The following is a 26,739-nucleotide window of genomic DNA, read 5'->3' on the forward strand; positions in this document are numbered from 1 at the left end:
TTTTATCATCACTCTTCTTTTTTGATGACAAAATGATGACAAGTTAAATTAAAGAATATCAAGAGTTAAGATAACACTGTCATCTATTCATCAAAAATATTAGATAAAAATTCTCTTGAAACTGTATAGTATCGTCCTTTGCTTAAATTTTGATAGAAGTCCAAATCATTTGTAATTGTAATCTTTTGGTATTGATTTGAATTAGATTGTTGCAGTAACTTCCAATCATTTCGAATAATTTTTTTAATCTCATTAGCATCATGTTTAATTCTAAACTTATTTAGAAAGTTCAATAAATCGGAAAAGCAAAACTGAATTATTTCTACATCTAAACTATCTAATATATTGATTAAAACATTGCCTACTTCAACCTCCATTTTATTCGAATTAAATTTCACGAGCTTATCCAATGCCTTAGTTCTTACTTGCTGTGGTGTAAACCACATTCTTGAGCTATTTTCCGTAGATAATTTTCGATTAGAAAGGAAATCCAAAAAAGCTGGAATTTCTGCAATTAATTTGTCTAAAAAATGAACATCTTTTTTTTCTAAAACTTTTAATTTTCTTACCCAAAACCTAGTTTCGTCAGCATTTATTTTTATAAATGAAGTTTCATTGTTTGAACATAAAATAAATTTTCCGAAAAAATGAGCTTCTTTTTTATCTTTCCCTTTAGCTTCAGTTTTATGAGAATTAGTTGTAGATAAATATTTAATTCTCTCCGTCATTTCATCTGTTCTAAATAAGACTTCATCAATTGCGATAATTAATCGGTTCGTCCAATCACTATTGAATTGTGAGTTGAAATCATTATTAGTTAAGAAAGTCATGTTGAACTCAAAAATTGCTTTTAACCACTTTAAGAATGTAGATTTACCTGTATTATTCTCCTTGCTTACAAGGCAGAGAATAGGAAGAATCTGGGCTGGCTTCAAATACAAAAGTTGAAGATAATCTAACCCCATCTGGAACTGATCTTCAAAAATATGCTCAATAAATTTTAATGTAGTAGAAATATCTCCTTTAAGTGGCGTTTTACTAATTTGATGATATGTGTTGTAATAATCCTTTATCTTTTTTTGAAAATATTCGGGACGATTTTCCGGAATGCATATAAAACCATCGTATCTCTCAACTTTAGAGAGAGCATCTTTACCATGATCTTGCCTAATTAATTCGGGTGACCAAACAACCAAAATCTCAATAGAATCACCAGATAAAGAAGGGTACAGGGATTTTTTATAGTAGGTCGTCCCTACTCTAATATATTCTTTCATTTATACAATAGAGATTTAATTGTATATTTGCCATATACAATAGATTAACAAAAAAAAGACAAGCACAGAAATTGCACTTTCTATGCTTGTCTTTTATATTTTAGGGATTTCACTTCATTAAGAGAATCAAATAATTCCTCATGATTTATTAAAATTCTTCTCCCAATGAAAGAGGCTTTAATATTACCTCTTTCAATGTGATTTCTAATAGTCTGACTATCCACATGCAAAAGTTCTGCAGCTTCCTTGATAGTATAAATATTATTAGATAAGTCTTTTTCAGGTTTAGTTAAAAGTTGAGTAACTAAACCTTTTAGCTCTTTCAATTCAGATTGAATTGTTTCAAATGGATTTTGCATCATAACGTTGTCGATTTAAATTTCGAGCAATGTTATAGCTCCTTACCTCTTGATTTACTTGATAAAGTGTAATAAAGTTAGATAAAGCAAATACTTATTAATTATGAAATATTTTCAACTATAAGAATCTTTGAAAATTCATTATACAATTCAAAATATTCAGATTGATTGTTCAATCCAATAATCTTACTAATGTTCATTTTATCAAATTCGAATAAAGTTTTTTTAATATTTGAAGAAAAATATGCATCGGAAAAATCTATTTCGTCTTTAAATTGTTGATCATCTAAGCAATAATGCTTTTTAAAATGTTCTTTAAAGCTTTTTAAAAAGACCTTTTGATTTACATTCGAAAACTTTTTACTGTGTGAATCAAACATTATCAAGTTTAGCAAAACTGCTAATTGTGTTTTACTTTTAAATCTATAACCTGGCAAACCAAATTGTCCATTAGTTTTACCATACACTTTATGTTTTTCAATGATAGCGAAAAGTTTTTCAAGAAATTCGATATCAAAAATATTTGACTCTTCATTAGCATTGATACTCTTTTCAGTTGCTTGCAAAACTTTTCCACTACGTAATTCTGGAAATTTATCAGAATATGCAGTTACCATAAATATGAGTGCGAAGAAAAACAGTAAGATGCCAACAATAAAAAAGAATATTTGAATTGAATTTGATCTATTAATAAAACCTTGATATATAAAAAAGAATGAAACAAAAAACAATGCAAAACTCAATATAAAGAAGCTAAATTGCTTGTTTCCTGTTACTGATCGAATAAATAAAAACGTTTCGTCAAATTGTTCTTTAAATCCTCGTAGATATAAGATTGGGTGTTTTTTCATAATATAGCAAACTAGTTCTCTCCAACTATTTTTAGTGGTATTTCAACATCAAAAACTTGATCCATGGCTTCCTTTTTCTCAGGCTCACTTATTTGATAATACTGGTTCAATGTTTTCATATCATTATGCCCGGTTATGGAAGCAATCAATTTATCGCTTTTACCCTGTCTTTTCATCATGGTAATAAAAGTTCTTCTCGCAGTATGTGTACTTATCCTATCGTAAAAGAACATTTCTTCCTTGATGTTTTCTTTCCCTTTGGTTGTTACTTTCTGAACCTTGTTGTTGTATTCCATTACTTCAAAAACTTCTTTTATATACTTATTTTGTTTTTGATTTGCTATTAATGGAAGCTTGTAATCGTATTTCGTCAAAATATATCTTGAGATACTTGTTAAAGGTATTTCTCTGGTTTCTTTTGTTTCGTCTTTATCCTCTTTAAGTAGTATAAAATCGTTAGTTACAGTACTTCTTTTTACTAAAGAAAGTTCTCCAAAACGCATTCCTGTAACGCATGCAAATACAAAGACATCACGAACTTTTTCATGTTTTACACTCTTAAATTCATGTTGCATCAATTTATTTAAATCCTCGATAGTTAATGCAATTTGATTCGTAATTACTCTCTCAACCTTTTTAAACTCTATAAAATTATCATTGTAAGTAAATTTATTTTTCTTCGCCCAAAACATAAAAGTTTTAAAAAGACCCAAATTTCTAGCATAAGTATTATTTATATGCTTCAGATCATCCATACAGTAAGAAGTAAATTCTCTATGGAAAACTTCATCAATCTTACTGAATGTTAATTTAAATTTTCTAGCTTTTTCGAAGTTTTCAAGAATGTTCTTGATGTTTTTATATCGCTTAATTGTTGCTTCCGACCATTCTTTCCCTTTTTCTTTTTCTTCCCGAAATTGATCATAAGCATCAAAGAATATATTTTTCCCTGCAGGAGCTTTTTTGAACTCTTCTTCAAATACCTTTTTTAAATTCTTTGAGGTAAAGGATTCATTTATTCTTTTGTATAGACTTTCTGTTTCTAGAAACAAATCTGAATAACGGTTCAATTGAAGTTTTATACTTTGAACAAACTTTGATTTCTTTTTACCACTTACATAAGGGAATCTGTTTTCAAAATCCCAATTTTCAGGAAGGATTTTTTCTCCAGTCGAAAAAACAAATTTTCTGTTTTCATTTTTGAAATAGCATGAAAATAGAATCAATGTTTCCTTATCGCTTTTAGGTTCTTTAAGATTGAAAGTGTATTTCATTCAGTTGACAATTTAGTTGACAATAATGTTATAATTAGTTATAAAAACTCAATATTAACAAATATAACAATTCCCGTAAAACAGGGCGTTTTTACTGAAAATCACTTATCAACAACCAAATGAAATATAACTAGCTCAATACCCGGCGACTCCACAAAAAAAGCCTGTAAACTCAATGTTTACAGGCTTTTTTAAATTTATAACCCCAAAAAAGTTAAACCTGCTCAAAAATACTTTTAAACTGATATAGAATTCTTTCTATTAATCTTAAGTCTTCTGTCAGGATTTCAGCCTTTCCTTTCATTTCCTGCTGAAATGGGATTCTTTTCCTGTAAGATGTCTGCAAACCATCTGGAAGTGAAACATCTAATAATAAGTTTCCATCTTTGTCCGGAACCAGCGAAATATTATGAATTTTACCTCTTAATACTCCAAATTCCCTATCAGGAAAATTAGCCAGTCTTATGTTTACGTTTTGACCAACTTTTATTTTTCCTGAATTTAAAGGTGTTGCTTTTACTTTTCCAACAAAACCATTTTCTTTATCCGGAATAATCGAAAAAACATTATCTCCTTCATTAATCGTTTGGTTTTCTGTCCAAACCTGCAAAAAAGTAACTACGCCGCTAACCGAAGATCTTAAGGTATTAGTAAGCTCCCATTCCTTTATCACTTTTTTTAACTGATAAAAAGACTGTGCCATATTCCTGTTTAGATTCACTTCTTCTTTAGTACCACTTATTTGTGAGTTATCACTCATTTTTGTATTATCTATCAAAGAAGATCTTAATTGAGAAATCGATGATAACAGACTTCTGTAATTTTTCTGGGCTTGTAAATAGCTCAGTTTTTTGGTTTCTATTTCCTGAGCCGAAATAATTCCTTTATTAAAAAGCGTTTCAAATCGGGTAATTTCATTTTTCTGAAGCTGTAATTCGCTTTCATTAATTACTTTTTGCTGTTGTAGAATTTCTAACCTTTCTTTAATTTGAACTTTTTCAGAAATCTGTGCTTTATTTTCAACTTGAAAAGGCTGCAAATTTTCATTTAGTTTTTCAACTTCATAGTCTTTTTGAAAAATAGCAAAAGCACTTTCAATTTCACCTAATTGTTTGTTTTTCATTACGGCAAAAGGAAATTCTTTTTTTGTATCGTTAATATCATAATCAGCAATAATATTTTTGAGTAAAAAGACATCTTTATAGTTTGCTGAATTTTCAATAACTGCCAGTGTCGTATTCTTTTTAACAGTTGCTTTATCGCTTATTAGTATGGCTTCTATTCGGCCGGATGATTTAGAGACTAATTTCTCCGGCGGAATATTAGTTGTAATGACAATTTCTGTACTTACAACATCCGGATATCTTATAATGTATGACACATAAAACAGTATAACGATTATTGAAAATATTACAATCGTTCCCCATCGAATCATCCAAATGGGTGTTTTTGAAAGCACATCCTGAATTTCTTCACTTCTTAACTCTAGTGTAATATCTTGCTCCATAATTTAATTTCCAAGCTGTAATTGATTTTTAACTAACTCAAAATAATTTCCTCTCTGCTCTACAAGAGTGGTATGATTTCCTATTTCGATGATTTTTCCTTTGTCTAAAACTACAATCTGATCAGCATTCATTACCGTGCTTAATCGGTGTGCAATAACCACAACGGTTTTATCTTTAAAAAAAAGATTCAGTTTATGCATAATTTCTTTCTCATTATTCGCATCAAGTGCCGAAGTAGCTTCATCAAAAAACAACATTTCGGGATTTTTGTAAACCGCTCTTGCAATAAGAAGTCTTTGTTTTTGTCCTGTACTCATTCCTATTCCTTCAGAACCAATCATAGTATTAAAGCCCAAAGGCTGTTCATTAATGTAACTCATTATATTAGCCACATCTGCCGCATACAGCAGTCTTTTTTTATCAATTCTATCTTCACCAATTGCAATATTGTTTGCGATTGTATCATTAAAAATAAACCCTTCCTGCATAACAGCGCCAATAGTGCCGCGCCATGCTTTTTGCGCTATCATTGAAAGAGATGTCGAAGAAAAGGCATTTTCACTTTGAGTTGCAAGAATTATGTCTCCTTTATCCGGCTCGTAAAACTTGAGCAACAGTTTCATTAAAGTTGTTTTGCCGCTGCCGCTTGTTCCTACTATAGCCGTAATTTTATTGGCTGGTATGGTAAGATTTAAATCTTTAAGAACAGGAGTATCTGATCCTGTGTAACGAAAAGACAAATTATTAATAATCATATCAAAATCTTTTGGAACATCATGAGTCTGATGCTGTTCCTGCTCAACCTCGTCCTCTCTTTGGTGTATTTCAGATAAACGTCCCATCGATATTTTAGCATCCTGAAATTCTCTCACAAAATCAACCAGCTGCGTTATCGGGCCATTTAAGCTTCCCACAATTGAACTAATGGCCAGCATCATACCTAGTGTAATGGAACCGTCAATAACCAGTTTTGCCGAGAAGAAAATTATAATTATGTTTTTTAATTCATTAATAAAGTTTGAACCTACAGTTTGTGTCTGTTCTAATATTAATGCTTTCATAGAAACTCTAAAAAGTCTTGCCTGTATATATTCCCATCCCCAACGTTTTTGTTTTTCGGCATTATGGAGCTTTATTTCCTGCATGCCGTTTACAAGCTCAATAACTTTACTCTGTTCGTTACTTATTTCTGCAAAACGTTTATAATCGAGAACTTCTCTTTTTTTAAGAAAAAGTGCCATCCAAAGAAAATAAAAGAAACTTCCAAGAAAAAACACTACAAAAATCTGGATATTATAATACGCCAAAACGCCTCCCATGATTACCATATTAATAGTAGAAAACAAAACATTAAGTGACGAAGTCGTCAGGATACGTTCTATTCTGTGATGATCATTGATGCGCTGCAGAATATCTCCGGTCATTCTTACATCAAAAAATGAAATGGGAAGATTCATTAATTTAATAAAGAAATCTGAAATAAGTGAAATGTTTATTCGGGTAGAAAGATGCAACAGTATCCAACTGCGGATAAGATCTAAAGCTGATTTTCCAAAAAACAGAAATAACTGCGCAAAAAGAATCAAATAAATAAAATGAATACTTCTGTTTTGTACACCAATATCAATAATGCTTTGTGTAAGAAAAGGAAAAATAAGCTGCAAAAAACTCCCCGCTATTAAACCAATAACCAGCTGTACAACAAAAGACTTATAAGGCAGTATGTATTTGGCTAATAATGAAAATCCAACTGTATTTTTTTCTTCCGCATCAAATTCACTTTGATAAAATTTTGGAGTAGGTTCTAAAAACAAAGCAATTCCTTCTGATGTAGTTTCATTGGCTTTTCTCCCAATCCAATTTTTCACAAAATCTTCTTTAGAATATTTCACCAAACCAATCGCCGGGTCAGAAACGTAGTAAAAATTATTTTTAATATTGTACAGTACAACATAGTGGCAGTTATCCCAAAACAAGATACAAGGCAGAGGCATTTCATCAAGTCTTTTTAAATTTAACTTAATACCTATAGACCTAAACCCTATTTTTTCGACAGCATCACTTAATGATAATAAATTACTCCCGCCGCGATTTGTCTCACTATAATCACGAAGTTCCTGAATATTAACAGTTTTTCCATAATATTTTGCTATCATTTTAATGCAGGTTGGCCCGCAGTCTTTAGACTCTTCCTGTTTAAAATTCGGAAACTTTTTAAAATTTTTCATTTATTTTACACTTATCTTGAATGATAAATTTTGGTTTTACTTAAATAATATTTGTTTGGAATTTTTCTCTGTGTTTTCTCAGGTATATAATCCTTTTTAAACCAAAACAAATGATACATTATTCCTTCAAATTGATTTTTATAGTAAATCCGTCCATTATCAAAAGTTATTCTGCCGGTTAATCCTTCCAGAAGAATAAAATCGAAATGAGCCTCAATCTCTTTTTCCTGCTCTGCTTTTTTAATAAGATGCGTAAAACTTTCAACCTCTGTTTGTAAATCAAATATTGACATTCCGGCTGTCAACGCATCCCAGGCAAAACTGCATTCGTCAAAACAAAAGTGTTTTGATTCAGAAAACACCTTCTTGTAATCTTTACTTCTCATAAAAAAAGTATTCATTACTTCATTATTTCTGTATAAAGCAAAACATCCTGTTGTATAATCATGTCTCACGCTAATAAAATCAAACTTATTGAGCATTTCATTTGTTATAAAATCCCTCACATTTCCATAAATAATATCCAAATCACTCTGGCCCCAAAAATCATAATCTTTTATAATTTCCGGAAAAAAGAAACCATACGCAGGTTTAAAATCACAAAGCTTGTAAGGGTCGTCAATATTTACAGTAAATCCCAATTTTGCAGAAGCATTGGCAATTATCTCGGCTTTTGTTTTATATATAATGATGACATTATCCGGTTTTCCGGGTATAAAGTCAGTATTGTCTGTTATAATATAAAAATCCACAGTTGGATTAAATGTGCAGGAGTGTATAAAATAGGGAAAATACCACGGATATTTTCCATACCAGCATGTTAGTACAGCTATTGATTTCATTTTGTCAATATTTAAAATTCGTCTTCGATGAAATCCTTTATAAAAAATGGCAAAGTCTTTCTATCATACATTTTTGGATATTCATATCCGTTTATAAGAATAGCCGGCGTGAAATTAAAATCGTTTTCTTCGCACCATTTGTATTGAAAATCAAATATTGAATCAAATTCTGATGTTATATTTCTAGGAAATCTTTCAAGCCATGCTGTCAGGTTCGTATTTTCAAACCATGCCTGCAGTGCTGTTAAAAAGCTTTTTTCGCCTTCATTCATATAAATATTGATCAGACTTCTAAACAATTTTACTGAATGTTCGTTTTCGCGTTCCAGATCTGCTTTTAAAACAAGTTCTATTTGTACATCATCTGAATAGTTTTCCAGAATAGTTTCTATTACAGTATGTGCATCTTTGCAATAACCACAGAAAGGATTTGATATAAGGACAATTTTTGTTGAACTTTCTCTGTTGCCAAATAGCAGCGGACTTTGCAGCATTTCGGTTTTTTCTTTTGCGAGCAGAGAATTTCTAAAAACATCATAATTTTTTTCAAATCGAATGGCTTTTAGCTGATATTCTTTTAATTCTTTTTGTTTGATAAGTATTTCTTTAAGCGAAATCCAAATGGTAACAACAGTCAGAACAACTAATGAAAAAACAATAATAGAAACAGGAGAAAAAGCAAAAACAGTATTCTCAAATACAAACAAATAAGTTAACTCCAACAGTACAACACTCATTATAGTAAGACAAATTGGGCACCATTTTTTTTCTACCATTTTTTGAAAATACAAAGACAACAATAAAATAGGCAGCGCTCCTAAAAGCAGAACTTTTTGTATTGAAAAATAGGTTGCTGTGTCACCCAGAAGCAGTAAAGAAAAAAAACCTGTTAATTGAGAAACAAAGAAAACTACACTTAAATCACTAAAATTTATGATTTCAAAAATTTTCCATTTATCAGAGTTCACAACTGTCGAACAGCTTGTTGACGAAGCCATATTGCAAAAACTATTCAGCAGTTTTATTTTTGTTCCAAATAAATCCTTAAGTGCCGCGATAGAAAACAAAATTCCAATAGCAGGAAAAACAAAAAATAATTTAGTTATCAGATTACTTGGCGTATAAAACAAATAAGAAGAAAACAAAACAAAACATAAGACTGGTAACAGCCAGCTAAAACTTTTTTTAGAAGCTATTGGCAATACTTCATTTTCAGGTTTTTCTAATAACAAAATAAATCCGCTCCATACTTCGGGTATAACGACATACTCTTCAGTTGTATTACTGCCTTTTTTATAAGTATAGTTTTCACCTTTTTTTTCTATAAAACAAAGCTGCTGCTCGCCCAGATTTAAAAGTGCAACGAAATGATCCGGTAAAGCATCAATTTCTGCATGATCAACCTGAAGAACACCATTTTTAATATTAAAAAAACTTAAAGTATCAACCACAGATAATAAAGTTGGGTAATCCGGATGTGACTGTATCTGAAAATCAAATTCAGATTTATCAATAACTATATTTTCTTTTTCCAAATATTGAAAAAGGTAATTAAAATCTTCATTCATAAAATTTTATATTTCTGTGTAGCAAGGAGTGTTTAACAGTATTTTGCCCAGTGATTACTTGGCATCTTTATATTAAATAAGCTATAAGCAAAATTGTGAAATAGTGCTTATAGCTTAAAAAATTATCAATTAGTAAGCATTTAAAAATTTTTGACTTGTGAAGTATAATTTGAAAGCACTTTACTAAATATTAACTTTAGAAGTTAAGTGTCACTTATTATCTAGGACAAGCATCCCAGCATTCTTGAACACTGCTTTTACATCCATTATAATTACCATTACAGTAGCAAGGAAAAGTTCCAGAAGGACATCCGCTTCCTGCCATAATTGTTTTCATTTCGTTTCTTGATAATTTTCCCTGTGCGTTAGCAAGACTCATTTTTTGAATTTTCATAATCTGATTTTTTTGTTATTGTTAATAATAATATTTAAAAAATGTAGTATTGAAAATTAGAAAACGACTCTGCGCACAAATCATTAAAAAATTAACAGTTGTTACATTTTTTTCAAAATTGAAATTTAAATATTTCTCCTACAATGCTTTTTCAAGCATAAAATATGCTGATTCTGACATATTTATTGTCAATATTAAATTTCTAAGGGTGTTTGATGTGTTTTTGTAGTGCTTTTTATCTTACATATCCTACGATTTTTTTTCTTCGATAAAATAAATTTCTCTAAGTTGCTACCCTCTTAAAGTGAGAAAAAACACAAAAAAAGACGCTGATTTTTCGAGAAACCCAAAAACAAAATATCAAACAATAACCATTATGATTAAACAAAAACTAATTACTAAACGGATTGAGAAAAATAAAACGCAGGAAGAAATTGCGCATCTTTTAGGAATGACACAATCGCAGTACAGCCGAAGAGAATCCGGCATAACTAAAATTACCAAAAGTGAATGGGACAGTCTTGCTAAAATTTTAGAAACAAATATGGAAGCAATTTATGAACCTGAAGACGGCATATATATTTTAAATAGTGAAAAAAGCAACATTAATCCAGATAAACACAGCAATGACTACAATAATTTTACACTTGATGTAATGAAAAAATATATTGAAAAATTAGAGTATGAAAACAGATATCTAAAATCACAGCTTGAAAAATTCTCATTATAATGTTAAAATAAATCAAGATTTCTAAATTTAAAACATAATTAGTCCTTTAGTAAGCATAAGCAACTCTCGAAAAAGTCCTGTAAACAAATAAGTCTACAGGCTTTTTTTATGAATCATCAAATAAAACACTTTTAAATAGGTATGATTATCAAAGTATAAATCAATTATTGTGTTTTTTAGATTCAATAGTCTGTTTTTCAAATTAAGTGTATTTTTTATACTTAAAAACTATCACAACCAACCCCCAAAAGCGGACTATTTTACCCTTAGTTTTTCATCATTTTTCTCTAACTTAGCGGAGTAAATCTTAAAATATAAGATTCGAACAAACTTTGTTTTTCTGCAAAGAACTGAATGAAAAAGCATTACTGTTTTTTCTCTTACATTTTTTTCAAAAAAACATTCTTCTAATAATTTTAGTTAATTGAAAACTATGAACAAATTTGATTTTGGAATTGTAGGACTCGGTGTAATGGGCCGTAACTTACTTTTAAATATTGCGAGCCATAACTTTGCGGCTGCAGGTTTAGATTTGGATACCGAAAAAGTCAACTCGCTTCAACAAGAAGCAGATCCTGATCATACCATTGAAGCCACAACAGATGTTAAACATTTTGTAGAGCTTATTCAAAAACCAAGAGCTATTATGCTGCTCGTTCCTGCCGGAAAACCTGTTGACAGTGCTATCGCCAGTTTATTGCCTCATTTAGACCAGGGCGATATTATAATAGATGGTGGAAACACTTATTTTACTGATACCGACAGAAGATTTTTAGAATTGTCTGCTAAAGGAATTCATTTCTTCGGAATGGGAATTTCAGGCGGAGAAAAAGGTGCCAGATTTGGTCCTGCTATGATGCCGGGCGGTGATCAGAAAGCATACGAAAGACTTCGTCCTATTTTTGAAGCTATTGCTGCAAAAGTAGACGGTGAACCTTGTGTCGAATATTTAGGAAACGGTTCTGCCGGAAACTATGTAAAAATGGTTCATAACGGAATCGAATACGGAATTATGCAGTTGATTTCTGAGATTTATGACCTTATGAAAAGAGGTTATAACTTAGACGATGAAACGATTCAGAAAACTTTTGAAGAATGGAACCAAACGGATGACCTAAGATCGTATCTGATTGAAATTACCGGAAAAATTTTAAAACAAAAAGACGAAGACGGAAGCCTTCTTATCAATAAAATTTCAGATTGGGCAAAATCTAAAGGAACAGGAAAATGGACTTCTCAAAATGCAATGGATTTGCAGGTTCCGGTTCCAACTATCGACGCTGCTGTTATAATGCGCGATATGTCTAAAACAAAACCTGAAAGAATTGAAGCTGCAAAAAACTTAGTTTGGAATACTCCTGAAAGCAATGTAAATACAAGCGAAGCAATTGCTGCTTTAAAATCGGCATTATACCTTTCTATTGTTGTAACGTATGCTCAGGGATTAGCTCAGCTTCATACTGCTTCTAAAGAATATAATTATGGATTAAACCTGGAAACTGTTGCTAAAATCTGGCGCGGGGGCTGTATCATTCGTGCGACTATTCTGGAAGATTTCAGAAAAGCGTATGTCGCAAAATCTGATTTACCAAACTTACTTTTAGATTCTGGAATAGCTTCAAAATTAACTGAAAACCAAGCAGGAATGAGAGCTGTAATTCAGTTTGCAGTTCAAAAAGGATTACCTGTAGCGGGACTTATGAATTCATTAGCCTATTTTGATGCCTACCGATCTGAAAATCTTCCAACAAATTTAATTCAGGCACAGCGTGATTATTTTGGAGCTCACACCTACGAACGTATCGATAAAACAGGTGTTTTTCACACACAATGGTCTGAATAAAGAACTATAAGCAACACAACACACAAAATGAGTAAGTTCAAAAATATAAATCCAACAATCATAGTTATTTTTGGAGGAACCGGAGATCTGGCAAAAAGAAAACTCTTTCCCGCATTTCAAAATCTGTATCTTGACGGCCGTATGTCGAAGAAATTTCAGATTATTGCTTTAGGAAGAGCCGAAAAAAGTGATGAAGAGTTCCGCAGTTATGTCTTAGAAAATCTGGAGACTTTTTCAAGAAAAAAAGGACTTTCTGATCCGGAGACTCAAAAATTTCTTTCTCATATCACCTATCAAAGCCTTGATATTGACAAAGAAGAATCTTATCAAAGATTAAACGAGAAAATAAATGGTATTGATCAGGCTTTTGGAGAACGTGCCAATCGTCTTTTTTACCTTTCGATTACTCCTTCTTTCATCACTACAATCTCTAATAATATCAAAAAAATAGGTCTTGCTGCAAATGCCGGACAGGATCGTATCATTATTGAAAAGCCTTTTGGTTATGATAAAACCTCAGCGATTGCGCTTAATGCAATGCTTTCGGAGACTTTTAAAGAAGAACAGATTTACAGAATCGACCATTATTTAGGCAAAGAAACGGTTCAGAACATTCTTGCTTTCCGTTTTGGAAATTCGATGTTCGAGCCTTTATGGAGCCGTAATTTTATTGATTTTGTTCAGATTACAGTAGCAGAAGAAGTTGGCGTAGAAGAACGAGGCGGATTTTACGAAGGCGTTGGAGCATTAAAAGACATGATTCAGAATCATTTGCTTCAAATTTTATGTATGACGGCTATGGAAGCTCCGGCTTCTTTGGAGGCAGATGACATTCGTAACCGTAAAGCAGATGTCCTGAAATCTATTCGCCGAATTAAACCTGATGAAGTAGATCATTATATAGTAAGAGGTCAGTATGATGCCGGTATTGTAAAAGGAAAACCCGTTCCAGGATATCGTCAGGATAAAGGAATTGCTCCGGATTCTAATACCGAAACTTATGTTGCTATGAAGATTTATCTGGACAACTGGAGATGGCAGGGAATTCCGTTTTATTTGCGCACCGGAAAAAGAATGGAAGAAAAACAATCTTCGATCATTATACAATTTAAACCGGTTCCGCATTCTGCATTTTCATATGGAAAAGAAGGCATGACTCCAAACAGACTAATTATCAACATTCAGCCTGCTATGGATATTAAACTGCAGTTTATGACCAAAAAACCAGGTCTTTCATTGTCATTAAGACCGGCAGAAATGATATTTGATTATTTTTCATGCTCAACCATGTCACCAGAAGCTTATGAAACACTGATTGCAGATGCTTTGGCAGGAGATCCTACTCTATTTATGCGTTGGGATCAGGTAGAACAAGCCTGGGATGCTATTGATACAATACAGCAAGTATGGAAAACTACGGCACCTACCAATTTCCCTAATTACAAAGCAGGAAGCTGGGGACCTGAAGAAGCCGACGAATTACTGGCACGTCAGGGGCACGCCTGGATTCCAAATACACAAACAAAAGAAGAAGTTTTAAATGATACAGATATACAATAATACAGCAGAAATTAATACTACAGCTGCAGATCTTTTTACAGCAGCCGCACAAAAAGCAATAGCCGAAAAAGGAAAATTTACAGCCGTTCTTACAGGAGGTTCTTCTCCTGCAGGAATTTACAAATTATTAGCTTCGGATGACTATAAAAGCAAAATAGACTGGAGTAAAGTTTTTATATTCTGGGGAGATGAGCGTTGGGTTCCGCTTAGTGATGACTTGAGTAATGCAAAAATGTCTTATACTACATTATTAAGCCACGTTCCTATTCCGTCTGAAAATATTTTTGAGATGTACAAAGATGATGTTACTGCTGAAGAATTTGCTTATGCATATGAACAATCTATTCGAAAAGTGCTGGGAGATGAAGGAAAATTTGACCTCATCTTATTAGGAATGGGAGATGATGGACACACAGCTTCTCTTTTTCCTGGTCAGGCAGTATTAGAGGAACAGAATAAATGGGTTGCTGCTTACTACCTTGAACCTCAAAATATGTTTCGCATTACATTGACAGCGCCATTAATTAATAAAGCCGAAAAAATTATTGTTGTTGCCTTTGGAGAGAAAAAAGCTCCAGCCTTAAAAGAGGTAACAACCGGAGCATACAATCCTGCAACTTACCCAATGCAATTGATTAAACCTGTTTCGGGAGAATTATTATTTCTGGTAGATAAAAGTGCTGCCGGCGAGAATTAAGAAATTGTTTTTTATGACTAAATATAAAAAACGTTTATACTTTTCAGTATAAACGTTTTTTTAATTATATACTACAAGAAGTTATTTAGAAATAGCTTTAACTTCCTGTTTGGCAAGTCTTTCACGCCATTTATCACTTAAATATTTCCTTATCGGAATATCGTAAATTACCATAACCAAGTATGCAGCACCAACTAAAAGAATTATTCCGGCTGTAACAATAAGAGTTAACTCTGCTGTATCTGGTTTATGGGAAGTATAATAATTACCAAACATCCATAAAACGGCATAATGCGTCATGTATAATGGATAAGAGATTTGTCCTGAAAAAATACAAACCTTTTTCAAACGAGGTTTTAAAACTGATCCCGCACCCAAAGCTACTAACAGCGGAAAATAAAGTAACACGACCAATGGTTCAGAAAGCCAGTTCCATTTTGAAAATGGCATTACAAAAGCTAATAACAATAATACAGATAAACCTGCAAATCCAAGTTTGTTTTTAATAATCCAGTTAGAACGGTAAATAAGTAATCCTGCTAAAAATGAATAGGATATTCGGGCACATCCATCCCAAAACGTTGGACCACTCCAGCCTCCTAATAAATTGCCGGAACTGTACCCAACATAACAAATCGCAACAGCCGACAAGATGGTTAATACTAACAAATAACTACGTCTGATTCGATACAATACAAACGCATAAACAATATTTGCCATATATTCCCAAAACAGTGACCATGCCGGTGCATTAAAACTAAACAGATTAAAACCACGATCAGCAATTACAGGTAAAGGAATAAGAAACAGGGAACACAAAAAGGTCAGCATAATTTTACCTGCACTGTACAATTCAAGGTGGCCGCCAAACGGATCGAACATAAATGCCAGTAAACCCAAAACTGATCCTGCGATAACTAACGGATGAAGCCTAATAATTCTTGACATAAAAAATTTACGAAGTCCCATTTTTGCAATACGATCATCATAAGCATATCCAATTACGAATCCGGAAAGACAAAAGAAGAAATCAACGGCCAGAAAACCGTGTCCGATAAAATTTTTACCAGGATCAGTATAAACCCATTCCATAAAATGAAATAGTACAACTGCCAGAGCTGCTACTCCCCTTAATCCGTCTAAAATTTCGAAATGCTGTTTGGTTTGAAGAATTGAAGCCGAAGAATTGTTTGTATTCATTTTGATATAATTCCTGTCAGATTAAGAATAATATGACGATGATAGTTGATTTACTGCTATCGCAAATTATACAAATTAAAGTTTAAATCAAAACCCGAAATATAGTTATAGGTTAAAAGGCCTTATCTTAAATTATTTACTCTTTAAAAGAATAGTTATCAGTTGATGCTAATTAAGATCTTGTTGTTTCTTTTTTGAATAAGTTCGTTTCTCAATTTCTTCAAGAAACTCTGAATCAAATTCAGAATAGGCACGTAAAGTATACTTTTCATCTCTCTTTTGCATTACGAGACGAATTTTTTGTACCATTAACCAGATTGGATGATAACGTTTATGTCCTAATAAGTATTGCAACTGTAATATGGAGAATTTTCGTTTAGAAAGTGTCATCAATTCTATGCAAATCATCCAGTATCGTATAGGCAAATTTGAATTTTCCATTACTGTACCGGAGCGAAGACCAATTCTGTTTCCGCATTTTTTGCATTGAAATTTCAAATCAACTCGTCTAAAAGAATGCAAATTAGATGAGCATATCCTGCAAATCAGGCCATTATCCAGCCGTTTGTTTTTAAATTCTTCTATGCAGGTTTCTTCATTGTGGTATTTTTCGAAGTACTCCCGTAATTCCATACTGCAAAATTTGTTTATGGTTTAAATATAAATCAATCTCTGCAGACAAAAAACTATATAAAATAAAAAAGGGAATTATTCAAACTGAACATCTTCCCTCTTCAACAATTAATAACATCATTATAGCTTTCCGCTTATTTCTTTTTTATATTTATTCAGAATCGATTTTGTCATACCCAGATTTGCCCTGGTAGCATCGACAGCTAAATAAATAAAATATTCTCCATTATCAGAGACATCAATAATATGAATTTGTGAAGTAAGAGTAATCATGATGTTATCAATCACCTGTCCATTTAATTTTAAAGCTTTTATAGCGTTCATCTTTGCTTTAACTACTTCAAGATTATATGCGGAAGCAAGCTCCGGATCAAAATCACTCAAAGCTGATTGTGAATAATATGACATTCCGCTTCGGATTTCAGCCACAGATACGGCGATAAAACCCGGTACATTCTTTTTTAGATCTTCTCCAAATTGTTTTAAAAAATCAGACATAAGTATTAGTTTAATTTAAGGTTTTAGAAATTATTTTCCCGAGGATTATATACAAAATTATAGATCTGATTTTATTTAATTATCCGCAATTCGTACCTAAGTTTGTTTTTTTTGTATTTATTTACCTAAAAAAAAGACAAGCCTATATTTGTAGAAAAACAGCATTTTAAGCAGCATAATTGAAAAGTTTTTTATCAAATAATGCATTCGTTATATACAATCTCTCCATTTACTGATTCGAAAACTATCCATGCATTTTAATGAATACAAAAATCCATCATCTTATAAATGTTATAAAGATGATGGATTAAAAAAGTATATTATTCTACTCCCCCGCCCAAAGCACGGTATAGATTGATCGCAGCATTTAGCTTTTCTAATTTTATAGCAACGACATCCAGATCATTTTGCAAAGCACTGTTTTGTGCTGTTATTACTTCAAGATAATTTGCCATACCGCTTTTGTATAAAAGCGAAGCATCTGATGTGGCTTTTTCCAAAGAAGATGCTTTTTCTTCTGATAGTTTTATACGTTCATCAGCATATTTTAACTGCGACATGGCATCAGAAACTTCACCAACAGCCGTGATAAATGATTGTTTAAACTGTACAACTGCTTTTTCCTGTTCTAAAACAGCTACCTCATAAGCCGTTCTTAATGCTTTCTTCTGAAAAATAGGCTGTGCCAGATTCGCTGCTATATTTTTTGTAACCGATCCCGGAAAATTAAACCAGGTATCAAACTCAAATGAATTTATTCCAATTGACGGACTTAAACTCAATGTTGGATACATCGTAGCTTTTGCTAATCCTGTTTTGGCTGTAGCCGACATTACTGCATATTCGCTTGCTTTTACATCGGGTCTTCGGCTTAAAAGTGAAGCTGGAATTCCTGCTGGCATTTCAAAAGCAAATTCATCTACATTAAGATTTCCGGAACGTGTTATGGTATTTGGATATTCTCCGCATAAAATTTGTAACGCGTTTTCCTGAACTGCAATATTAGCTTTTGCTAAAGGAACCAGTAATTCAGCCGTTTTTTTCTGGGCTTCAGTCTGATTTACTGCCAAAGAACTGATTGAACCTGAATTGTACTGTAGCTTCATCATTTGCAAAGTACTGTCGCTCAATTCAATATTTTTCTGAGCAATTTTAAGCTGTTCGTCTAAACCTAAAAGATTGTAGTACGACTGCGCCACCTGAACAATAATTCGGGTTTTTAAAGCCGAAAGGTTTTCTTTTTGAGCAAAATAAGCCGCTTTAGCATCTCTTTTCTGCATGGCCGCTTTTCCCCAAATATCTACTTCCCAGGACATACGAAGATTGGCGCTGTAATCATCCATATAATCTTTACTTGTAAATTGAGCGCTCAAAGATCCGTTTAACGAATTCTTAGACAAATACGAGCGTGTAGCTGCTGCATCAAAATCTAATGTTGGCAATAAAGATAATTTCGCTTGTTTATAGCTTAAATCCAGTTGTTCCATGCTTTTAACCGTGATAAGCACCTCGTTGTTTTTAACGAGGGCTTTTTCGATCAAATCAACTAAAAGCGGATCTTTATAATAGGTCTTCCAGGAATGCAAAATAGTATCTCCTGTTACGGTTAACTCTTCACGGTATTTTTCGGGAGCATTTAACTCAGTGCGGGAATATTTTTTTCCCACTACGCATGATGTTAAGATCATACCCGAAAATACCACCATTCCAATTTTATATAATATTTTCATTATTATTCTTTTATGGTTTGAACTACATTCTTCTTACCAGATACTTTTTCCTGCAGGTATTGAAATACGATGAAAAGCAACGGAATTACAAAAACTCCTAAAACAACACCACTCAACATCCCAATCGAAGCACTCACACTAATAGATCGGTTTCCCACTGCAGTTCCTCCGGCAGCAAACATTAACGGAATCATACCCACAATAAATGCCAATGAAGTCATGATAATTGGTCGTAATCTTGACCTTGCTCCTTCTATAGCAGATTCTATTATAGACAAACCTGCGTGACGTCTTTGGAGAGCAAACTCTACAATCAAAATCGCGTTTTTGGCCAAAAGCCCAACCAGCATGATTAATCCAACCTGAACATAAATATTGTTATCCAGGCCTACTGCTTTGATTCCTGCAAATGCTCCTAAAATTCCGGTTGGAATGGAAAGCAATACTGCCAAAGGCAATAAATAACTCTCGTATTGTGCTGCCAGTAAGAAGAATACAAAAAGCAGACATAATCCGAAAATCGCAATGGTTTGATTTCCTCCTGATTTTTCTTCCAAACTTAATCCTGTCCATTCATAACTGTAATCAGACGGAAGTTTATCTAAAACCTTTTCAAGATTCCCCATAATTTGTCCGTTACTAAATCCCGGAAGTGCTACTGCTGTAATATTGACAGAGTTGTAAAGATTGTATCGGTTTACAGATTCTGGTCCGTACACTTTATGCAATTTTACAAACGATTTTACAGGTACCATTTCCATATTGGCATTTCGGACAAATATTTCATTAAAGGCATCCTCATCTACTCTAAAAACACCATCGGCTTTTACATTTACTCTGTAGAATTTACCAAATCTTGTAAAATCAGATGACTGATCTCCTGCAAAATAGGTTTGAATATTCCCTAAAAGTTCACGCATATTGATGCCCATTTGTCTGGCTTTTTCTTCATCTACTTCCAGTTCTAGCTGCGGATAATCGGCTCTGAAAGTTGTATAAGCATACTGAACTCCCGGTTGCTGCATAATCTGCCCGATTACTTTATCTGCCATTGCTTTTAAAGTTGCAGGATCACGCGCTGTTCTGTCCTGAAGTACGATTTCGGCACCACTTGTTACTCCAAATCCTTCCACCGGAGGCATTCTCAATACCATTATCGAACCTTCTTTGATCTTCGCTAATTTGCCATTTACAGTATTTAGGATCTCGTCAATATCTTTTACTGCTCCTCTTTCGTTTTTAGGTTTTAATTTTATAAATCCTAATCCGTAAGCAGTACTGGCACTATTACTCAAAATGTTGTATCCGGTAATACTGGTATTATTGGCAACGGCATCAACTGTTGCAATTTCTTTTTCCATTCTGGTCATCACTTCTGTAGTACGATCCAGAGCGGTTCCCGGAGGCATTGATAAACTGTAGAGCATGAATCCGTCATCTTCAAGCGGTACAAAACTTTTTGGAGTTGACATCATCATCCATATTGCAATTGCACTTATTCCTGTTACTAATCCTGCTGCAAGCCATTTTCTTCCAATAAGAAAACGAACCGCTTTAATGTATCTTCCGGTTAAGTTGTTGAAACCGGTATTAAACCCAACAAAAAAACGTTCTTTAAAACTTGTTTTATGTTCATGTTCTCCGTGCTCTCCACTGTGAACATTCTTTAAAAGAAGCGCACACAATGCCGGAGTTAACGTAAGTGCATTTACAGCCGAAATAATAATCGCAATAGCCAGTGTATAAGCAAACTGCTTATAAAAAATCCCCGACGAACCTGTCATGAAACCAATTGGAATAAATACAGCGGACATTACTAAAGTGATCGAAATAACGGCTCCTGTAATCTCTGCCATTGCGCCATGGGTAGCTTCTTTGGCTGTTAAATTGCCATCTTCTTCCATTTTACTGTGCACGGCTTCAACGACTACAATGGCATCATCGACCACAATACCAATGGCTAATACCAAGGCAAAAAGTGTTAAAATATTAATGGTAAAACCAAACACCAACAGGAAGAAAAACGTTCCCACAATCGCTACCGGAACGGCAATCGCCGGAATAATCGTCGAGCGAATATCCTGCAGGAATATAAATACTACAATAAAAACCAGAATAAACGCTTCGATCAAGGTTGATTTAACCTGTCCTGTAGCTTCGTCAAGTCTTTCTTTGGTACTCATTACATTGACGTATTTAATTCCGGGAGGGAAAGATTTAGATAATCTCTCTACTTCTCGGTTTACACCAATTTCAATATCATTTGCATTAGAGCCCGAAGTCTGTAAAATAGCCATGGTTACAGCATTTAACGAGTTCGATTTATTATCTCCGCTATATGAAATAGAACCAAACTCAACTCTCGCCACATCTTTAAGTCTTAAAAGACTTCCGCCGTTATTTTTAACTACAATATTCTCATATTGTTCAGGTTTATTTTTCTTTCCTTTATAACGAATTACATATTCTAAAGCTGCTCTGGATTCTTCACCAAGTTTTCCCGGTGCCGACTCTAAACTTTGATCTGCAATGGCTTGCGTAACATCTGAAGGCACTAAACCTGCATTTGCCATTTTTCTGGGATCAAGCCATACACGCATCGAGTAATCTTTCTGTCCAAAAATCTGAACCTGTCCCACTCCCGGAACACGTTTCATTTGTGGTACCAGATTGATGTTGGCATAGTTCTGCAAAAACAACTCATCGTATTTACTGTTATCATCTGTATAAAGATTGAAAATAACAATCATACTGTTTTGTTGTTTTGAGGTAGTAAGCCCCATTCGAACTACTTCCTGAGGCAGTTTTGGAGTCGCTTGCTGCACTCTGTTTTGTACATTTACAGCAGCCTGATCAGGGTCGATTCCCTGTTTAAAAATTACGCTGATCGAAAATGATCCGTCGTTACTCGCAGTCGATTTAATGTACTGCATATTTTCAACACCATTTATTTGTTCTTCAAGCGGTGTTACTACTGAACGAATTACAGTTTCACTGTTACCTCCTGGATAAGAACCACTAACCATTACAGTTGGAGGCGAAATATCAGGAAATCTTGTAACCGATAATCTGGTAAGACCTATGATACCTAATATCACCAAAACTATGGAGATAACGGTGGCCAATACGGGCCTGTCTATTATTTTCTTTAACATGGAAAATGTTATTTATATTAAAATCAAAAGTTATTTACTGCTCAACGTTTTTGCAGTGGTTTTTGGAACTACTTCTACATTGTCATACAAAGCATCGATTGAGTTTAAAGCGATTTTATCACCTGATTTTAAACCTGATTTCACAAAGTAATTTGTTCCTGAGTTTCCGGCAATTTCGATGGGTACCATGGCTACTTTATTTCCCGGTTTTAAAACAAAAACGAAAAATTTGTCTTGTATATCCTTCACGCTCGCCATAGGGATCGTGATGACAGATGATAAACTGTTATTTAAAATCACTCTTGCAGAACCTCCTGAACGAAGCATTTTTTTAGGGTTTGGAAAAATAGCTTTTAGCGAAATAGTTCCTGTATTACGATCGATATTTCCACTTGCTACTTCCAGCTTTCCTTTTTGGTCGTATTCGCTGTCATCGGCCATAATTAAACTTACGGTCTGGTTTGATTTAGGATCTTTTGAAAAGGCAAGATAGTCTGCTTCTGTAAGAGAAAAATAAACAAAAACAGTATTAATTTCTGAAAGTACTGTTAATGGCACGGCATCATTTGGTGTAACTAAATTTCCAATACGATTTGGAATTCGGCTGATATAACCGCTTACCGGCGCTTTTATCAAAGAGAAATCAGCATTTAACTGTGAAGATCCTAAAGCTGCTTTTGCCTGAGCAACTTGCGCCACCGCAGCTTCATAATTAGCCTGAGCTGTTTTTAACTGCATGTCTGAAAAAACTTTTCCATCAACAAGAGGTTTGATTTTTTCTACTTCCAGTTTAGCATTCGCCAGATTCGCCTGCCCACTCTTATAAGCAGCACGACTATTATTTACCTGCTCTGCATATACATCTCCTTTAATTTTAAAAAGAGATTGCCCTTTGTTGACATAATCTCCTTCTTTAACATAAATAGCTTCAAGATAGCCCGAAACCTGTGCTTTTATGTCAACGTTAACTGTACCTTCAACAGTTCCGGGATATTTTTTTTCTACTTGACCTGTAATCGATTTTGTTTTGAGAAAATCAACTTCAGGTTTTGGCGGTGCAAAAGCTCCTGCATCTGAACCACTTTTACCGCAGGATGAAAAACCGATTATAATCAATAAAACTAATGCCTTACTGAGTGTTTTATAATTTTGAAAAATTTGTTTTGCCATTTTATTTCACATTTAATGAATTCGTCTAATTTGACGGCAAAATAACATCTCAAAACGCCTTTAAAACGGGATAATTTTACCCAAACGTAATTTTTCGATACCGAAACGAATACGTCGGTCAACCCAAATAATCGCGCATAAAAAAAGCCTTACACTATAGATTTGCATACTATAGAAAGGCTTATTTTTATTTTTTGAAAGAAGGATTCTCAACGATCCATCCAGTGTTTAAAATGTGGTGCTTTTTCCCGACTTATAATTACTTCACGTTCGGGATCTGCTTTTAACTGAATTTTCAGTTTGGCATTAAAATAATTGGCAATCGCTTTTATGCTTTCGGCACGAATGAAAAACTGCCTGTTGGCACGAAAGAAAACATCCGGATCAAGCTCCTGCTCCAGTTCTTCCATCGTCTGCGGAATTGGAATCACCATACCTGATTTAAGAACCAGGTTTGAGGTTTTAAACTCAGAATAAATAAAATCAATATCAGTAACATTCACACTTTTGTAACCGTCCCGGTATGAAACCAGAAAGCGAAGGCGGAAACTCGGTTTATTAATAAAGCCTTTTAAAATTCCGGCAATATCATGATAAGTATCTATTTTTGATAACGCCTTGAATTTTTGCAAAGCAAATTCTAATTCGGTTTTATCAATGGGTTTCATCAAATAATCAATGCTGTTAACTTTAAAGGCCCTTACAGCATATTCGTCATAAGCAGTTGTAAAAATAACAGGACTGGTAATTTTTATTTCTTCAAAAATAGAAAAGCTAATACCATCAGCCAGACGAATGTCCATTGTAATTAAATCCGGTTTTTCATTCGACTTTAGCCATTTTACGGCACCTTCGACTGTATCAATAATATCCAGAATCTCACAGTTGGGTTCGAGTTCTTCTAAAAGCCTTTTCAGTCGGCTGGCATTAATACTCTCATCTTCAATAATCAAAATTCTCATACTCTCTATATTAATGGTAAACGCACGGTAAAACTTTCAAGCGATTGTGAAAAAACAGGTTTTTCGTTGAATAAAATTTTATAACGAAATTCTATATTTTTGCGTCCAACACCTGTCGAAACTAACGTTTTACCAGTAGTGGGCTGTAAATTATTTTTCACGACCATGTTTTTTCCATCAGAATAAATAGAAATAATAAGCGGACTTGACAATGTTGCCATATTATGTTTTACGGCATTTTCCACCAATAATTGTAAAGTTAAAGGCGGTAAATGAAGATCAAGACAAGCGCTGTCGACTTCTAACTGTAAATCGATTTTTTCGCCCAATCGTTTCTTTAAAAGATAAAAATAGGCATTCAGGAACTCAATTTCTTCTCTTACTGTTATGGTATCTTTATCCAGATTAGAAATCATATAACGGTAAACCCTAGTAATGTTTTCTAAAAAAGAAGCCGCTGCTTTTTGATCTTCATGAATGAGCTCTGTCAAAGTGCTGAAATTATTAAAGATAAAATGCGGATCTAACTGCAATTTCAAAGATTCCAGCTCAGAACGTGTTACTGCTTCCTGAAGTTCTGATGCTTTGATTTTTAGCTCAGCTGCTTCATTTGAAGTTACACGCCATCTGTTAAGCAAGAATATTCCGGTATGAATTGAGCTTATAAAAAGAGACAAAATGACTGCCATTAGATTAGACTGCCAGATGATTACGAGTTCGTTTTCTTCTAAAGAAGTATTTGGATATAGAAAATCCCATAACCATGAAAAAACATAATTTAAAAGAATGTTTCCTGCAATAAGGCAGATAAATTGTGCTATTGCCCTAAAAATAGGATTGTGTTCCCAACGTATGAGACGATTCAAACTTCGGCCTACAAAAAGACTTAGTTCTGTAAGCACTGCACAGTATACTAAAATTATAAAAATATCAAAAGTCCAGTCTAAAACCAGTAAAGAGTCTTCGTCAAAATTACGGTATGGATTTAGAAAATAATAGGAAGAAAGGTAAACCAAGAAAACCACCGGAATCACTATAACTCTATAATATTTATAGAAGAAATTTTTTCCGGTGGTTTTATTTTGAATACTTGAACCCATTTACTAAAAACAAAGATTGGTGAATTAATAAAATTATATTTTAATTTAAACAATGATAAAATTTTGAAAAAGCCTGTTGTAATTAGAAATGCTATTACTTTTTATAGTTGAGGCATTAGGATATTCTCTTTTTTATTATTGGTTTTTATAGATTTTTGCGTTTTTTTTTCTCTCATAACTCCCCATTTTAAACAGGTCGCTCCCCATGAAAATCCTGCTCCAAAAGTAGTAATTAGCAGGTTTTGACCTTCTTTAAAGTCTGCTGCAAAATCCCATAAACATAACGGAATCGTTGCTGATGTTGTATTGCCATATCTGTCAATATTTACTTTAACTTTCTCGGCACCAATATTCAGATTTTCACTAACTGCGTTTATGATTCTCAGGTTAGCCTGATGTGGGATAACCCAGTCAATTTCATCTGCCTCGATACCATTACTTGCTAAAACATCTTTTGAAACTCCTGACATAGATTCAACTGCTTTTTTAAATACAAGTGATCCTTCTTGTCTTATAAAATGCTTTCTGTGCAAAATACTCTGCATGCTTGCCGGAAATTTTGATCCACCAGCCGGAACCAATAAAGCAGATGTTCCGCTTCCGTCTGTACGCAAGATGCTTTTCATCATTCCGTATTCTGACTCTGTTTTTTCCAGGAGAACTGCTCCTGCCCCGTCACCAAAAAGAATACAGGTGTTACGGTCTTCATAATCTACAATTGAGCTCATTTTGTCTGCACCAACTATAATAATCTTCTGGTATCGTCCACTTTCAATTAAAGTAGCTCCCATTTCCAGTGCATATAAAAAGCCACTACATGCTCCGTTCATGTCAAAACCAAATGCATTTACAAGTCCACTTTGCTCGCATACTTTACTGGCTGTTGGTGCCAAAATGTGATCTGGTGTCGCTGTTGCAAGTATTAATGCATCAATTTCTGACGCATCAACATCATAATTACTCATCAAGTTTTCAATCGCAGCGCAGGCGAGATCTGATGTGCCTTTGCCTACTGCTATTCGTCTTTCTTTTATTCCGGTTCTTTTTTCAATCCATTCTTCTGTCGTTTCGACAGTTTCCGAAATTGTTTTATTGTCAAGGATCGAAGTGGGTACAAAACCGCCAATAGCTGTAATTACTGCCTTCATTTTTTTGTTTTT

General features: G+C 33.5%; 22 protein-coding genes. 4 read left to right on the plus strand and 18 right to left on the minus strand.

All coding sequences use genetic code 11. The features are described from left to right. Window positions 1–83 precede the first annotated feature (83 nt). From A4F88_RS12390 to A4F88_RS25445, 9 genes are all read right to left on the minus strand, one after another. Complete coding sequence (locus A4F88_RS12390) at window positions 84–1,277, minus strand: primase-helicase family protein (protein ID WP_068842920.1); 1,194 nt, start codon at window positions 1,275–1,277, stop codon at window positions 84–86. Window positions 1,278–1,357: 80 nt separating this feature from the next. After that, window positions 1,358–1,639, minus strand: coding sequence for a helix-turn-helix domain-containing protein (locus tag A4F88_RS12395; RefSeq protein WP_068842921.1), 282 nt, complete (start codon window positions 1,637–1,639; stop codon window positions 1,358–1,360). Between the two features lie 98 nt (window positions 1,640–1,737). Further along, complete coding sequence (locus A4F88_RS12400) at window positions 1,738–2,487, minus strand: hypothetical protein (protein WP_068842922.1); 750 nt, start codon at window positions 2,485–2,487, stop codon at window positions 1,738–1,740. Window positions 2,488–2,498: 11 nt separating this feature from the next. After that, window positions 2,499–3,761 carry a tyrosine-type recombinase/integrase gene (locus A4F88_RS12405; protein ID WP_068842923.1) on the minus strand — a complete coding sequence of 421 codons (1,263 nt, stop codon included), beginning with the start codon at window positions 3,759–3,761 and terminating at the stop codon, window positions 2,499–2,501. A 214-nt stretch (window positions 3,762–3,975) separates the two neighbouring features. Then, window positions 3,976–5,268: an HlyD family secretion protein gene (locus A4F88_RS12410; RefSeq protein ID WP_068842924.1), complete on the minus strand. Its 1,293-nt coding sequence runs from the start codon at window positions 5,266–5,268 to the stop codon at window positions 3,976–3,978. 3 nt (window positions 5,269–5,271) lie between these two features. Then, window positions 5,272–7,497 (minus strand): peptidase domain-containing ABC transporter, encoded by a 2,226-nt coding sequence (locus tag A4F88_RS12415; protein ID WP_068842925.1) that lies wholly within the window; start codon window positions 7,495–7,497, stop codon window positions 5,272–5,274. Window positions 7,498–7,508: 11 nt separating this feature from the next. Continuing rightward, a complete protein-coding gene (locus A4F88_RS12420; protein ID WP_068842926.1) occupies window positions 7,509–8,339 on the minus strand; it encodes a DUF6625 family protein in 831 nt (276 codons plus the stop codon). An 11-nt stretch (window positions 8,340–8,350) separates the two neighbouring features. Then, window positions 8,351–9,907 (minus strand): vitamin K epoxide reductase family protein, encoded by a 1,557-nt coding sequence (locus tag A4F88_RS12425; RefSeq protein ID WP_068842927.1) that lies wholly within the window; start codon window positions 9,905–9,907, stop codon window positions 8,351–8,353. A 217-nt stretch (window positions 9,908–10,124) separates the two neighbouring features. Continuing rightward, window positions 10,125–10,286 carry a hypothetical protein gene (locus A4F88_RS25445; protein ID WP_156062663.1) on the minus strand — a complete coding sequence of 54 codons (162 nt, stop codon included), beginning with the start codon at window positions 10,284–10,286 and terminating at the stop codon, window positions 10,125–10,127. Between the two features lie 391 nt (window positions 10,287–10,677). Between A4F88_RS25445 and A4F88_RS12430 the strand changes: the two genes are divergently transcribed. From A4F88_RS12430 to pgl, 4 genes are all read left to right on the plus strand, one after another. Continuing rightward, window positions 10,678–11,031 (plus strand): helix-turn-helix transcriptional regulator, encoded by a 354-nt coding sequence (locus A4F88_RS12430; protein WP_068842991.1) that lies wholly within the window; start codon window positions 10,678–10,680, stop codon window positions 11,029–11,031. 433 nt (window positions 11,032–11,464) lie between these two features. After that, window positions 11,465–12,874: an NADP-dependent phosphogluconate dehydrogenase gene (gene gndA / locus A4F88_RS12435; RefSeq protein WP_068842928.1), complete on the plus strand. Its 1,410-nt coding sequence runs from the start codon at window positions 11,465–11,467 to the stop codon at window positions 12,872–12,874. 27 nt (window positions 12,875–12,901) lie between these two features. Next, window positions 12,902–14,434 (plus strand): glucose-6-phosphate dehydrogenase, encoded by a 1,533-nt coding sequence (gene zwf / locus A4F88_RS12440; RefSeq protein WP_068842929.1) that lies wholly within the window; start codon window positions 12,902–12,904, stop codon window positions 14,432–14,434. Beyond that, window positions 14,415–15,131 carry a 6-phosphogluconolactonase gene (pgl, locus tag A4F88_RS12445; RefSeq protein ID WP_068842930.1) on the plus strand — a complete coding sequence of 239 codons (717 nt, stop codon included), beginning with the start codon at window positions 14,415–14,417 and terminating at the stop codon, window positions 15,129–15,131. The genes zwf and pgl overlap by 20 nt, the downstream gene beginning before the upstream one ends. Window positions 15,132–15,212: 81 nt before the next feature. On the opposite strand, the gene A4F88_RS12450 is transcribed toward pgl, so the two are convergent. From A4F88_RS12450 to A4F88_RS12490, 9 genes are all read right to left on the minus strand, one after another. Then, complete coding sequence (locus tag A4F88_RS12450) at window positions 15,213–16,331, minus strand: acyltransferase family protein (RefSeq protein WP_068842931.1); 1,119 nt, start codon at window positions 16,329–16,331, stop codon at window positions 15,213–15,215. A 168-nt stretch (window positions 16,332–16,499) separates the two neighbouring features. After that, window positions 16,500–16,964 (minus strand): hypothetical protein, encoded by a 465-nt coding sequence (locus tag A4F88_RS12455; RefSeq protein WP_068842932.1) that lies wholly within the window; start codon window positions 16,962–16,964, stop codon window positions 16,500–16,502. Between the two features lie 120 nt (window positions 16,965–17,084). Further along, the gene (locus A4F88_RS12460; protein ID WP_068842933.1) at window positions 17,085–17,462 is read right to left on the minus strand and encodes a hypothetical protein; all 378 of its coding nucleotides are present in this window, start codon (window positions 17,460–17,462) and stop codon (window positions 17,085–17,087) included. Window positions 17,463–17,782: 320 nt separating this feature from the next. Next, complete coding sequence (locus tag A4F88_RS12465) at window positions 17,783–19,192, minus strand: efflux transporter outer membrane subunit (RefSeq protein ID WP_068842934.1); 1,410 nt, start codon at window positions 19,190–19,192, stop codon at window positions 17,783–17,785. Between the two features lie 2 nt (window positions 19,193–19,194). Further along, complete coding sequence (locus tag A4F88_RS12470; RefSeq protein ID WP_068842935.1) at window positions 19,195–22,347, minus strand: efflux RND transporter permease subunit; 3,153 nt, start codon at window positions 22,345–22,347, stop codon at window positions 19,195–19,197. A 30-nt stretch (window positions 22,348–22,377) separates the two neighbouring features. Next, entirely contained in the window at window positions 22,378–23,517 is a 1,140-nt protein-coding gene (locus A4F88_RS12475) for an efflux RND transporter periplasmic adaptor subunit (protein WP_068842936.1), read from the minus strand. A gap of 209 nt (window positions 23,518–23,726) precedes the next feature. Beyond that, a complete protein-coding gene (locus A4F88_RS12480) occupies window positions 23,727–24,479 on the minus strand; it encodes a LytR/AlgR family response regulator transcription factor (RefSeq protein WP_068842937.1) in 753 nt (250 codons plus the stop codon). Between the two features lie 5 nt (window positions 24,480–24,484). Further along, window positions 24,485–25,579 carry a sensor histidine kinase gene (locus A4F88_RS12485; RefSeq protein WP_068842938.1) on the minus strand — a complete coding sequence of 365 codons (1,095 nt, stop codon included), beginning with the start codon at window positions 25,577–25,579 and terminating at the stop codon, window positions 24,485–24,487. 101 nt (window positions 25,580–25,680) lie between these two features. After that, window positions 25,681–26,727, minus strand: a complete 1,047-nt coding sequence (locus tag A4F88_RS12490; RefSeq protein ID WP_068842939.1) for a beta-ketoacyl-ACP synthase III — start codon at window positions 26,725–26,727, stop codon at window positions 25,681–25,683. Window positions 26,728–26,739 lie beyond the last annotated feature (12 nt).

The sequence above is a fragment of the Flavobacterium chilense genome (assembly GCF_001602525.1).
Taxonomy (GTDB): Bacteria; Bacteroidota; Bacteroidia; order Flavobacteriales; family Flavobacteriaceae; genus Flavobacterium; species Flavobacterium chilense.